At 39.6% G+C, this 12,724-nt stretch carries 12 protein-coding genes; 6 read left to right on the forward strand and 6 right to left on the reverse strand.

The annotated features are described in order from the left end of the window. The first annotated feature begins 156 nt into the window (after positions 1-156). From ACEW8U_RS08815 to ACEW8U_RS08840, 6 genes are all read left to right on the forward strand, one after another. Positions 157-870 carry a GntR family transcriptional regulator gene (locus tag ACEW8U_RS08815; protein WP_373521676.1) on the forward strand — a complete coding sequence of 238 codons (714 nt, stop codon included), beginning with the start codon at positions 157-159 and terminating at the stop codon, positions 868-870. 26 nt (positions 871-896) lie between these two features. Beyond that, positions 897-1,655 carry a deoxyribose-phosphate aldolase gene (gene deoC / locus ACEW8U_RS08820; protein WP_373521677.1) on the forward strand — a complete coding sequence of 253 codons (759 nt, stop codon included), beginning with the start codon at positions 897-899 and terminating at the stop codon, positions 1,653-1,655. An 11-nt stretch (positions 1,656-1,666) separates the two neighbouring features. Beyond that, entirely contained in the window at positions 1,667-2,794 is a 1,128-nt protein-coding gene (locus ACEW8U_RS08825) for a hypothetical protein (RefSeq protein ID WP_373521678.1), read from the forward strand. Between the two features lie 166 nt (positions 2,795-2,960). Beyond that, positions 2,961-3,887, forward strand: a complete 927-nt coding sequence (locus tag ACEW8U_RS08830; protein ID WP_373521679.1) for a sugar phosphate isomerase/epimerase family protein — start codon at positions 2,961-2,963, stop codon at positions 3,885-3,887. A 291-nt stretch (positions 3,888-4,178) separates the two neighbouring features. After that, positions 4,179-4,742 (forward strand): ECF-type sigma factor, encoded by a 564-nt coding sequence (locus ACEW8U_RS08835; protein WP_373521680.1) that lies wholly within the window; start codon positions 4,179-4,181, stop codon positions 4,740-4,742. Beyond that, positions 4,743-7,295: a tetratricopeptide repeat protein gene (locus tag ACEW8U_RS08840; protein ID WP_373521681.1), complete on the forward strand. Its 2,553-nt coding sequence runs from the start codon at positions 4,743-4,745 to the stop codon at positions 7,293-7,295. Positions 7,296-7,487: 192 nt separating this feature from the next. Here ACEW8U_RS08840 and ACEW8U_RS08845 read toward each other — a convergent pair whose 3' ends face one another. The 6 genes from ACEW8U_RS08845 to ACEW8U_RS08870 all read right to left on the reverse strand — a co-directional run bounded on the left by ACEW8U_RS08845 (position 7,488) and on the right by ACEW8U_RS08870 (position 12,534). After that, positions 7,488-9,014 (reverse strand): thiol-activated cytolysin family protein, encoded by a 1,527-nt coding sequence (locus tag ACEW8U_RS08845; RefSeq protein ID WP_373521682.1) that lies wholly within the window; start codon positions 9,012-9,014, stop codon positions 7,488-7,490. 221 nt (positions 9,015-9,235) lie between these two features. After that, a complete protein-coding gene (locus ACEW8U_RS08850; protein ID WP_373521683.1) occupies positions 9,236-9,775 on the reverse strand; it encodes a DUF6428 family protein in 540 nt (179 codons plus the stop codon). A 73-nt stretch (positions 9,776-9,848) separates the two neighbouring features. Next, positions 9,849-10,880, reverse strand: coding sequence for an ACR3 family arsenite efflux transporter (gene arsB, locus ACEW8U_RS08855; RefSeq protein WP_373521684.1), 1,032 nt, complete (start codon positions 10,878-10,880; stop codon positions 9,849-9,851). Beyond that, positions 10,880-11,503, reverse strand: a complete 624-nt coding sequence (locus tag ACEW8U_RS08860) for a protein-tyrosine-phosphatase (RefSeq protein ID WP_373521685.1) — start codon at positions 11,501-11,503, stop codon at positions 10,880-10,882. Before ACEW8U_RS08860 ends, arsB begins: the two co-directional genes overlap by 1 nt. An 8-nt stretch (positions 11,504-11,511) precedes the next feature. Continuing rightward, on the reverse strand, positions 11,512-11,844 hold the full coding sequence (locus ACEW8U_RS08865) for an ArsR/SmtB family transcription factor (RefSeq protein ID WP_373521686.1): 333 nt from the start codon (positions 11,842-11,844) through the stop codon (positions 11,512-11,514). 189 nt (positions 11,845-12,033) lie between these two features. Further along, a complete protein-coding gene (locus tag ACEW8U_RS08870; RefSeq protein ID WP_373521687.1) occupies positions 12,034-12,534 on the reverse strand; it encodes a pyridoxal-phosphate dependent enzyme in 501 nt (166 codons plus the stop codon). Positions 12,535-12,724 lie beyond the last annotated feature (190 nt).

Consider the following 12,724-nt stretch of genomic DNA (forward strand, 5'->3'; position numbering starts at 1 on the left):
ATACCAATATACTTGAAAAAAGTTGAATTGGGACAAGCTTTTCTTACTAGTGTTTCGCTTTTAGATGTAGAATAGGGGTTCGGTGTTGACTGCATAAATTATAATATTCAATGAATCCCAACTTGTATATACAGGTTGGGATTCTTATTTTTGGTAATGGAAACCTTCAAATATAAGGAATTACAACATCTGCTCAAATCACAGATCATCAAAGGCGTTTATAAGGAAGGGGATTTACTTCCATCTGAAAATGTGTTGTCATCTGAACATGACATGACTAGGACCACCGTCAGACAGGCGCTTCAAAAAATGGAAGATGATGGCTATATCATCAAAAGAAAGGGCAAAGGCAGCATTGTTAATCTTAAGAAAAAGCGTTTGGGGCTTTTGTCATTCAAAGGTTTTTCTGAGGTGATCAGCCATACAGACGACAAAGTCAACAATCAGATTTTGGAAGGACCTGTTCTGCAAAATTGGTCGTATGACTTTTTTTATCCGTTATCAGAAGCCGAATTGGAAGCCGACTGTATTTTCCTTCATCGGCTTAGGTTTATAAATCAGTCACCTATTATGTTGGAATATACCTATATACCAAATACGGATCTTCCAAAATTCACAGAAACAAAACTTGTCAGTGATTCTCTATTTGCTACCCTTGCTTTGAACTATGATATCGAAATAATGTCAATGGATCAAGAAGTAAGAGCAATCAAGGCTGACGCTGGATTGGCTGCTTATTTGAAAACAGGATTGGGCGAACCCATTCTCCATGCTTACAGAAAATACGGGACTTCCAGAAAAGACCTTTTTGTTTACAGCTCCTTGTTTTTCAATACAGAATCATATGCCATAGGAAGTTATTTTCAATAGAAAATCTACACTTAAAGAAAAATATTATGCTTAAAGAAGTCAGAGAACTCGCCAAAATGATTGATCATAGTCTCCTGCATCCAACGATGACAGACAAGGATTTGAAAGAAGGATGTGAATTGGCCAGGCATTACGATGCAGCATCAGTTTGCATCAAACCTTATGCGGTCAAGGATGCTGTGAAGTGGTTGGAAGGTTCAAATGTCATGGTATGTACCGTGATTGGATTTCCACATGGTAACAGCAGTACGGATGTAAAAGTATACGAGACCGAAAAGGCCTGTCAAGAGGGTGCTGTGGAAATCGATATGGTTGTCAATATTGGGAAAGTTTTACAGGAAGATTGGGATTATGTGAGTCAGGAAATTGAAGCAATTGTAGCGGTAACCAAAAAACACAAAGCTGCATTAAAAGTGATTTTTGAAAATGATTATCTACCCGAAGACAAATACAAAATTAAACTCTGTGAAATCTGCAGTGCGGCTAAAGTTGAATTTGTCAAGACCTCCACAGGTTATGGTTTTAACAAAGGCAGCGATGGCAAATACAGCTACGAAGGGGCTACCGAACATGACTTGAAATTGATGCGGAAACACAGCGCTCCTGAAGTACAGATTAAAGCTGCCGGTGGAGTCCGGACTTTGGAGGATTTGCTTAAAGTAAAATCCTGGGGAGTGACTAGAATCGGGGCAACTGCCACTGCTACGATTTTAGAAGATGCAAAAAATAAATATAGTGGAGAAACAGGTGGTATACCTGATTTCAAAGAAAGTGAGGGCTATTAACCGATATTTTTATGGCTTCCAAAAGTTCAAATGATCGCTTAGGAAAATTGGCCCAAAAACTAAAAACCCAAAAACTTGACCAATCCATTATGATAGGATTCGATGGGTATGTGGACAGCTTGTATGGTGTTATCCACAAAAAGTCAGGGACAGAAAAGCAACTTTTCAAGGATATTTCAGGTTTTGCCGACCATATCAAAGGCCTTTCCGGTAAAAGCGGACAAGTGGAATTGTCCCTCAAAGAAATCAAAATCGGCGGTAATTCACCCATCATGTCCCAAGCCATGGGAGCACTCGGTTTTCAAGTTCATTGTTTGGGTACTTTGGGTTTTCCGAAGATTCTACCAGTTTTCGAGGATTTGAACCCTAATATTCAAGTACACAGTTTGGAGAATCCCGGACAGTCAGATGCATTTGAGTTTCAAGATGGCAAGTTGATATTTTCTGATTGTGGGTCTTTTGATGATTTTAATTGGAAAAAAATCAAAGAACGAATAGGTCTGGATGAGCTTAAGAAAATTTATCTTGGCAGCCATTTGGTTGCTGCCGTGGATTGGGTAAATCTTCCTCATGCTTCCAATATTTGGCAAGGGCTTTTGGAAGAAATTGTAAAACCAAATGGATCTATCGGCAAGAAATTCTTTTTCGACTTGTGCGATCCTTCCAGAAAATCAAATGAAGAGATCAGAGAAGCCCTTCAGATCATTTCCAGATATAGTGAATTTGGAGAAGTGACCCTTGGTCTAAATGAAAACGAAACAAATCTCGTCTTTGAAGCTTTGGAATATCCAGGCAAAAAGGAATCTTCCACTGAAGAAAAAGGCAAAGCCATATTTGACAACTTGACTATTGCATGTTTGCTGATTCATCCTGTCAATAGAAGTTTTGCCATTACTCAAAAAGGCGTGGTTGAAGTGGCAGGCAAATTGGTTGAAGAACCCAATATCCTCACCGGAGGAGGAGACAATTTCAATGCAGGTTATGTTTTAGGATGTTTATTGGATTTGGAAATGAAGGAGAGGCTTTTACTGGGTATGGGCTGTTCAGGAGCCTATATTCAGAATGGAAAGAGTCCTGATTTAAGCGAATTAAGCCAATATCTGGAATCGTGGATGGAACGCAGAAAGGAACGCGGATGACGCTGATTGGGCTGATGGTCGCAGATTTATTCTACGAATCTTTGGAACTGTATCTAGTCAGTATTACTTTAGAAGAAACTCATTTAATACATATTTTCGCAGAAAAAAATCTGTGTACATCTGTGAAATCTGCGGCTCATTAAATATCAACTTAAATACATCCCCTATGCTTAACCTTGGATTTGTAAGTGCCATTCTTGCCGAAAATTCTTTTGAAGAAGTCATTGACTTTGCTGCTGCCAACCAATTTGAATGTGTGGAAATCATGTGTTGGCCAAAAGGCAAAGCTGAAAGAAGGTATGCAGGCATCACGCATATTGATGTGGATAACTTGGATGAAGCTAAGATTGCTTATATCCAGAAATATGTCGGAAACACAGGCATTTCTATCTCAGGACTTGGGTATTACCCCAATCCTTTGGATGCTGATCAGGAAAAAGGCAACTACTATTTTGCCCATATCAAAAAGGTCATCCAATCAGCAGGCAAGTTGGGGCTTGGCATTGTCAACACATTTATCGGTGCTGACCATACTAAAAGCATTTCCGAAAACCTAAAAACCTTTGCCAAAAAATGGCCTGCCATCATCAAGTTTGCCGAAGATCATAACGTCAAAATCGCCATTGAAAACTGCCCAATGTACTTTACAGCTGATGAATGGCCAAGTGGAAAAAACCTTGCCCATACACCTGCCATTTGGGATGAGATGTTTTCCATAATTCCTTCAGATAATTTTGGCTTGAATTACGATCCCTCCCATTTGGTTTGGCAGCAGATGGACGAGATTCAACCCATCTACGATTACAAAGACAAACTTTTCCACATCCACCTCAAAGATGCCAAGGTGTATCGCAATAAACTTAACCATGTAGGAACCATGGCGCATCCATTGGAATACCATTCACCAAAATTGCCCGGATTGGGGGATGTGAATTGGGGGGATTTCTTTTCTGCTTTGACTTCTGTGGGCTATAGAGGTCCGGTGTGTATAGAAGTGGAAGATAAGGCCTATGAAAAAAAGGAAGAAGATAAATTCAAGGCTATTTTGACCAGCAGGAATTATCTGAGGCAGTTTTTGGGATCAGCATATTGATTCAGGGATGTGAGTGGAGACACTCACTTAGGTTTTTAACCACCAGGAATTATCTAAAGCAGTTTTTGGGTTAAGCATTGATTCAGGAATGTGAGTGGAGACACTCACATTGGCAAGACAGCTTTTGACAAGCACGAATTATATAACACAGTTTTTGTCTTAAACTTGATATGCTCATTGCAATGTTTCATTGTAGCTAATTCCTACCAAGGATAATCAATTGTTAGTTAGTGTATTATATATTTTATCACTATTTTTAAAACTATTCTTTCAATATTAAAAAAAAATGTTGTGAAAGATATCAATTCCATAGTTACAACTTCAGGATCCGGATTTCCTCAAAAATTCAGTATCCTAAGGTCCCAATTTCAAAACTGTTACCAGGAATTAAGCAGTCTCGCATCCAATAAGTTGAGATATGAACAACAGGCATTTACCCTTGATACATCCGCCTTGGTCCATGAAGTATTTTTAAAAATGGACCGACAAAAGAACCAGTTTGTAAACAAAGGCCAGTTTATGGCAATTGCTGCAATTGTGATGAGAAGGTATCTTGTAGATTATGCCAGACAGAAACATCGTGTAAAACGCGGTGGGAATTTTATTCAGCTTACCCAAGGAGCATTGGGAAATGTGGTGTTGACAACTCCTGAACAAGTACTTGAATTGGATGAGTCTTTAAAAAGATTGAAGCAAATCAACCCCCGTCAAAGTCGGGTGGTAGAATATCATTTTTTTGGAGGATATAAACATGAAGAAATTTCTGAAATGCTGAAGGTTTCTATTGACACGGTCAGGAGAGATTGGAGATTGGCAAAAGCATGGCTGAGTATGGAGATGAAAAGTGTAATCTAAATGAAAAATCTGTCTTCAAGTTGGGCATTAGTTGAAACCTATTTTCACCAATTGGTGGAAATGGAAGGTGAAAGCAAAAATAAGACATTGGAAAAAATCAAATCAGAAAATCCGGATATTTATCCCCTATTGATCCAATTACTTTCTGCGGATCAAAATACCCACCCAATATTCACCAATTCAGCCGGTATTTTATTTGACCAATTCAGCTCAGATGAAGACCTTATCGGTGAAAAAGTCGGACCATTTGAGTTGAGCAGTTTGATCGGACAAGGTGCCATGGGTTCTGTTTTTTTAGGTAACCGGGCGGATGGCCAATTTGATCAAAAAGTGGCCATAAAAATAATGAGGGCATTTGTATTGGACAATACAAATCAGGCCTTGTTTCAAAAGGAAAGACAAATTCTGGCAAACTTAAGCCATCCCAATATCGCAAAGTTGTATGATGGCGGATTCACCGGTGACGGTCGCCCATTTTTTACTATGGAATATATATCAGGGGAAGATATCATTACCTATTCCAAATCCAAAGCGCTTAACCCCAATGAAAAACTTGAACTGTTTTTACAGGTAGCAGAAGCTATCCGATACGCACATCGTTCATTTGTTGCCCACTTGGATCTGAAGCCAAAAAACATCATCATCGATCAGGAAAACAGGGTTAAACTACTGGATTTCGGGGTTTCTAAAATTTTACAAGAAACCGAATTCCCAGAAGAATCTAACAGATTTACCCTGGCTTATGCTGCCCCGGAACAGATCGACAAAGGTGTTCCAAACAGCAGTGCTGATATCTATTCTCTTGGAATAATTTTGTATGAATTATTGGGAGAAAAACATCCCTTTGAAGTTTATTTTGACAGTCCTGGTAATTTGAAAAAAGCTGTTTTGGAAGCTGATTTTAAAAAATTGGATTTAAAAAAAACTCAATTGTTTCAGGAAGATTTATCCCAAATCTGTTCGAAGGCGATGCAACTTGATCCGGGTGATCGATATTCTTCGGTGGATTCGATGATCAATGACATTCGGGCATTTTTAAATTGTTATCCGATTTCCCTCAAAGAAAGAGATTTTACTTATGTGGGGAAAAAGTATTTCAGGCGTCAACAAAAAATCCTGACTGCCATTGGTATTTCGCTTGTGATTCTGGTAGGAATGGGGATTTTTTACACTTTGCAGTTAAAAGAACAACGGAATATTGCCATTAAAGAAGCCAAAAAAGCAGAAGAGATCACTGATTTGCTAACGGATGTATTTATGGCCGCTGACCCAAGTATTAGTAGCGGAGATACCATTACAGCATTGGAACTACTCAATAAAGGGGTAGAATCTCTTGAAAAGAATCTGGGAAATGATCCCGAACTCCTTGCCTCCATGTTGATTAAAATCAGTCCGATTTATCTCAGTTTGGGTCAGTATGAAAAAGGTAAAATTCTGGCAGAGCAGGCATACCAAATAAATTCGGAACTATTCACATATCCAGACCCTGCCTTGGCCGAAAGTGAAATGTTAAAAGGGGATGTCTATTTTTTTTACGGGAAATTGGATTCAGCAGAATATTATTCCAAAAAAGGCCTAAACCAATTATTGGACACAAAAACCAAAGATGAAATGAAACTGGCCAACGCGATGGATGGGCTTGCCAACATTATTTATGATTTGGGAAGGTATAAAGAATCAGATTCCATTAACCGGATCATCTATGCCATTCATCAAAAGCATCTCACGCCTCCCCACCTTTCATTGGCCAATGACCTTCACATGTTAGGCAGCAATAGAAGGAAAATGGAAGATTACGATGAAGCTGAAAAATACCTTTTGGCTTCATTGGAGATGAAAAAAGAGCTTTTTGATGAACCGCATCTTGAACTGGCATTATCCTATAACCACATTGGTAGTCTTTATCAAAACAAAGGTGATGATGAAGCATCAATCCCATACATCAAAAAATCACTGGAGCAAAGAGAGGCTATTTTGGGAATGAATCATGTAGAAACAATGGCAAGTGTTTCCAATCTGGCAAGAGCATATTCCAATTTGGGAAAATTTGAGGAGGCTTTACCCTTGTATAAAGCTTCATTTTCGACGATCTCAGCTTTGTTTGGAGATGATCATTATTACTATGGATTTGTGGCCAACAGCTTGGGGATGACCTATTTTAATTTGGGAGATTTACAAGAAGCAAAATTCTATCTTTCCAAATCTGCCGAAGTCAACAAAAAGCTTTTTCCTGAAAATGACAAAAGAAATGCCGTAATTATGATGAACCTTGCCAAGGTATTTGTCAGTGAAGAAAACCATTTGGAGGCAATTGATACTTTCGAAGAAGCCTATAAGATTCTTAATTCAGCGGATAAAAAAGACGATAGATTAATATCCCAATGCCAACAAGCGCTTGGAGAGTGCTCATTGGCCTTAGGGAATTATTCTACCGCCATAGAATACCTTGAAATGGCATTATTGAATAATCAATCCACTGATGGTGTTTCGCAGGAAACCATTTCCAAAATCAATAGTTCATTGGAAAAAGCATATCTGGCAATCAATAATTGAGCTTTGAGGGCTCGATTTGGTTAACACTTAATTTAACTATTACTTTGCCATCATTGGGAATGGGCTAAAAACCTGCCAGGTTTTTAATCCTTTTTACTGTAAATCTGATGCATTTACAGCTCTTAAACCTGGCAGGTTTCTCCCATCAACTTTTAAATTGACAAAGTAGGGTCAATTTTTTCTCCATATTTTTCAACAAGGAGTGGTCTTGAAAGTAATAGATGTTAAACTGGAGTTAGTTTCAAAGCAGGCTTTGGTAGGCCTGTCCCAATTTCTTTCTGCGACAAATTTCCAACTGAACCCATCAAGAACTTCTACCGTCAATTTGATGTCAAATGAACCTGCCGGAACAGTTCTGGTCACTTTATTCTGTAAATTAATATTCCCGCTATGAATGGTTCTGTTGTAAGTAACCCCATCTGTCAATTGCTTATAGGTGATGGTGAATTTTATGATGGGCCCAATAAGTGCGGCATTTCTATTGATCACTGAAATTTCTCTTGCCGGATGTTGATGTTGGTTACAGGATTCTATTTGGTATTCGGTCGTATAACCCAGTTTAGCAAAACTGTTGTCTTTCAAAAACCTTACTGTATAAGCAATCGGTACCCCGGGATTGCTTTTGCTGAAAACTGCATTTTCCCCTTTTATAATTGATTCAAGATCACCGAATTTGGTAGCAGAAACAATTTCGCTGGCCACCTCTGCATTTCCACCGATGGCCAAGCTTGTAATGTTGGATGTATTAAGGATACTCTTATACTTACTTTCCAGGGCACCTGAAGCATTTTTCAATCCAGTAGCATAATTGAATGCCCCTTCAATTTCCAAATCTGATGCCATGGTAGTGGTCACCATCCTAAACATAATGATTCTTCCATAAGCAACAGAATGTACATAAGCCGGCGGAGCTTGCGGGCCAAATGCGGATTCAACTTGGGAAAGCGAGACTTTGCTACCGAAAAAATCTGCAGGCTTGCTTGGCACATCCAGTGAAACGGTATAAAAGACCTGCTTGAATACCATCATTGCTACTTTTTGGGTTCTGGTACTTTCGTATTTCAGTTGGGATTCTACGCTACCGGCTGCCCAACTGACATTCAATCCTACGTCCAAACTCAACTGTTCGTAGGAATACGAGGTTGATATCGAAGTAGAGGAATTGGCTGCATTGACATATCCTTCTTGGGCGGCATTTTGATGCCACCAGTCTAAGGCCTCATCCAATTGGGTCTGAACATTGGAATTGTCAGGTTTTTCCACATTGATTGTTCCTTTCGCTCCCATACCAGGAAGATCTACCCTCATGGAAACCGGGGCACGGTCTAAATTGACAGGAGTGGGCAGACCTCCCATCATACTTCTATCCCCAATGACCAAGGATCCAGGATAAACAATCCCGTTGGTAGGCCGAAGTACGGCGATTTCTTCAAAATTATTCTTCAGGTTATATCTCTCCGTGGTACATACAATAGTCCCTCCACTTACTCCTGAAGAGTTGGTACTTTCTCCCACTTTTGTTCTTAAGCTTGATGAATTACCGGTATTTTGGACATTCAGCAACTCATTTGGATTATAGCTTAAGGTAGAAATCAGGTCGTTGATCTCCGGGGCATCGGGAGAGAATGCTGAAGGTTCCTCTGTTTCCTGACAGGAAAATGCAAGAGCACCCACTAGTGCAAAAATCAACTTAAAATCGAATTTGAATAAATTTTTCATGGCGTATAGATTAATGGTTATAATCGTTACGCGTCATTTTTTCCTAAAAGTGGTAATGAAGTTGAAACAATTTTTGAATTATTTTACATTTAATCCCAAATGACCCAAAAATTAAAATGCCTTCTGCAATTCATTTCGCAGAAGGCAATAATTTCTATATGACTTTGAATTGTCAAGTACCAATCCTTTGTACCCTCAACCGTGCAAAGGGGATAATCTTTTTAACAACATCCCGATCCAGGTGCACAGCTACCCGCTTCCTGAATGGATGCCATGGATAGCTTTGGTTTGGTTGCAACGGATGGCCCACAGCATGCTGCAGCTTTTTCCTCCGGAGTAGTAGCACGATCCTTGGCTTTGCAAGTGGTCTGATCAGCGATGAGTTGTACAATCAATGCATTGCCTGTATCCTTGATATTGTGAACAGGAAGAACTGCCGTTGGGAAAGTGGCATTGCCATATTCGAATTTGATTTCAGCATCAGGATAGGTTTCCCTTACCCGATTAACTACATCAAAGATTTTCATGGCTTTGCCTGAGTCCACAGCATGTGCTGGTTCAGGGATTTCATTTTCCCATAATTGTACGTGAACTTCTGACCATTGATTGCGGATACCACCGCAATCCACCGTATCGAAATTTACATTTTTAATTTCGGTAATGTGGTAATCTGTACGCACATATTGACCGGTTTGGTATTCAAAGAAAAGTGCTTTAGCAGGGTTTTCATGAAGGGTCTTGGTGAATTGAACTGTTTTCATATCAATAAATTTTATTGGTTACAATTATAATTTTCTACTTTTTTTTTGCCTCAAAATTGAATTAGTCCCATGGTCAATACTTCCATTTATTGGCTAAAGCCACCAAGCTGAGCATCACCGGTACTTCCACCAATACGCCAACTACCGTTACCAATGCTGCGGGACTTTGAAGGCCAAATAGCGCAATGGCTACAGCAACGGCCAATTCAAAGAAATTGCTGGTTCCAATCATGGCCGCAGGTGCACAAATGGCATGTGTGAGCTTGAGCTTTTGCCCGGCAAACCAGGTCAGGAAAAAGATGAAATATGATTGGATGATCAATGGCACTGCAATCAACAGGATGATCAGTGGATTATCCAGAATGTTGGTTCCTTGGAATGCAAACAGCAAAACCAAGGTTAGCAATAAAGCCAGAATGCTCACAGGTTTCAAACGGGGGAGGAAATCAGTTTTAAACCAATCTTCTCCCTTCTTTTTAATCACAAGCTTGTTGGTAATGACACCGGCTACCAAAGGCACAACCACAAATATCAGGACAGAAGCCACCAAGGTGTCGTAAGGAATAATCACATCCGTAATGCCCAATAATAAACCCACCAAGGGCACAAATGCTACCAAAATGATCAGGTCATTTACTGAAACTTGCACCAAAGTGTAATTAGGATCACCATCCGTAAGGTATGACCACACAAACACCATCGCTGTACATGGTGCTACGCCAAGCAAAATAGCCCCTGCTATATACTCTCCTGCCAACTCAGGTTCTATCCAAGCAGAATAAAGGTGTTCAAAAAAGATCCAGGCAAAAAAGGCCATAGAAAAAGGCTTGATCAGCCAATTGACTGCCACAGTCAGAATCAACCCTTTCGGAGCCCTGCCCACATCCTTGATACTACTGAAGTCAATTTGCAGCATAATGGGGTAAATCATCAACCATATAAGGATTGCTATGGGAATGTTGACATTATAAATCTCAGCATCAGCCAAAAACTGCATGCTGTCCCCTGCCACTTGGCCAATTCCAATTCCGGCCACGATACAAAGTGCAACCCACAGACTCAGGTAGCGCTCAAAAAGAGGAAGTTGTTTTTTATTGGTTGTCATTATTTTCTGATCTTAGAAAACACGAAAAATAGTTCTGTGGCAATCTGTAAACTGCGTTCTTTGTATTTTTCAGTTTGCTGAGGCGTGCCATCAAAAGCCTTGGGATCATCATAAGTGATTGGGATCCTTCTTTCAGTTCCTGCGATAAAAGGACAGCCTTCATCGGCTTGAGAGCAGGTCATAATGGCAGCGAAATTAGAAGCGGGATTGAAATGATCATCATATGTCTTGGAAAAAGCAATGATTGGATGCGCATTCTCAGCATATTTGATCGCATAGACTGGATTTTTACCTTCCGAAAGCGGCATAATTTCCAAGCCTTGTGCAGTAAGGGTTTCCCCCACCTTCGGAAATATAGCGGTAGCTTCTGTGCCTCCTGAAAAGGTAAAAACCTGAGGAATGCCAAAATGCGCAGCCATTACTTGAGCCCAAACCTGAGAAAGATGGCTTCTTCGGGAATTGTGGGTGCAGATAAAATTCAATAGAACATCCTCTTTCTTTTCCACTTTTCCTTGTATAAAATCAATCAGGGATTGTAAAACAGACTTTCTTTCTGCGGAAATAGATGTAACATCCAGGTTATTGATAATGTCTTCGATTTTTGTAAAAACTGATATTTTCATTTTTTTATTTAACAGGTTGAACAATTGGTAGGATCATAGCTATCAAATAGCTCGGATAGCATTTCTTTGATATAGTGCCACTTTTCAGGATTGATGCAATAGTTGACGGATACCCCTTCTACTGTCCCTTGAATGATTCCTACACTCTTGAGTTCTCTTAAGTGCTGACTGATAGTGGCCTGGGCCAAACCCAAATCTCCCACAAGAGTGGTGTTGCAGCAGGTGTTGGTTCTCAACAGGTATTGGATAATAGCTATCCGGGCAGGATGCGCCAGTACTTTGGCATAACTTGCCAGTTCATTCTGCGTTTCGGTGAATAAATCTGATTTTGTAACACCCATATCAATTGAAATTTTTAGCTGGTGAAATTTATTATTAAACTATATTGCAATATTACGATGTATAAAAATAGGGCACAAATTGATTAAGGAAAATTTTCTAAGTTTTTTCTCACCGGTTATCTTATGTTTTACCTCCTTAAAAATTGATCCATACTTTTTAGGATGGTCATACCGATGCATAATTAGAGTTTAAGTAGCTTCAACCAGTTTTTTTAACTGTTCTTCATAATCTGCTATCTCCCCGAAATTTGACTCAATCCACTGGGTATTGTAAAAAGTATCCAAATAACGCTCTCCACTGTCACAAAGCAAGGTAACTATGGAACCTGATTTTCCGACCGACTTCATCAGTTTGGCTTTTTGGAGAACACCCCATACATTGGTTCCGGTGGATGGCCCAACTTTGCGACCCAGGACAGTTTCCAGCCATAACATGGTAACAATGCTCGCTTTGTCCGGTACTTGCAACATCTCGTCTATAACAGCCGGCATAAATGAAGGTTCAACCCTTGGACGTCCAATTCCTTCTATTTTACTTCCCTTTGAGGTCAACTGATTATCAGCGGTTTGAAAAAAGTTGTAGAAAACCGAGTTGTCAGGATCAACTACCAATAGTTTACTATAGAAACATTTGTAGCGGATATACCTTCCAATGGTTGCGCTTGTACCTTGATAGTGCCTGAAATACACTGACCGTTAAAAATACAGAAATTTTAACTAAATCAGTAGAAAGATGTCCAATAGAAATCAGTTTAAAATGAGCATTGCTCAGCGTCGTGTCCGTAATTTCAGTGAGTCTTTCAAGATCGAAAAAGTCCGGGAATTGGAATCAGGTACCATAAGAATATGCGAACTTGTGAAGGAATATGAAATTACCGAC

It is taken from the genome of Aquiflexum sp. (assembly GCF_041751335.1).
Taxonomy (GTDB): domain Bacteria; phylum Bacteroidota; class Bacteroidia; order Cytophagales; family Cyclobacteriaceae; genus Aquiflexum.

Bases quoted from the DNA above. Each gene is read 5' to 3' on its own strand.
- ACEW8U_RS08815 (WP_373521676.1), top strand. From the start codon at position 157: ATGGAAACCTTCAAATATAAGGAATTACAACATCTGCTCAAATCACAG.
- deoC (WP_373521677.1), top strand. From the start codon at position 897: ATGCTTAAAGAAGTCAGAGAACTCGCCAAAATGATTGATCATAGTCTC.
- ACEW8U_RS08825 (WP_373521678.1), top strand. From the start codon at position 1,667: ATGGCTTCCAAAAGTTCAAATGATCGCTTAGGAAAATTGGCCCAAAAA.
- ACEW8U_RS08830 (WP_373521679.1), top strand. From the start codon at position 2,961: ATGCTTAACCTTGGATTTGTAAGTGCCATTCTTGCCGAAAATTCTTTT.
- ACEW8U_RS08840 (WP_373521681.1), top strand. From the start codon at position 4,743: ATGAAAAATCTGTCTTCAAGTTGGGCATTAGTTGAAACCTATTTTCAC.
- ACEW8U_RS08845 (WP_373521682.1), bottom strand. From the start codon at position 9,014: ATGAAAAATTTATTCAAATTCGATTTTAAGTTGATTTTTGCACTAGTG.
- ACEW8U_RS08850 (WP_373521683.1), bottom strand. From the start codon at position 9,775: ATGAAAACAGTTCAATTCACCAAGACCCTTCATGAAAACCCTGCTAAA.
- arsB (WP_373521684.1), bottom strand. From the start codon at position 10,880: ATGACAACCAATAAAAAACAACTTCCTCTTTTTGAGCGCTACCTGAGT.
- ACEW8U_RS08860 (WP_373521685.1), bottom strand. From the start codon at position 11,503: ATGAAAATATCAGTTTTTACAAAAATCGAAGACATTATCAATAACCTG.
- ACEW8U_RS08865 (WP_373521686.1), bottom strand. From the start codon at position 11,844: ATGGGTGTTACAAAATCAGATTTATTCACCGAAACGCAGAATGAACTG.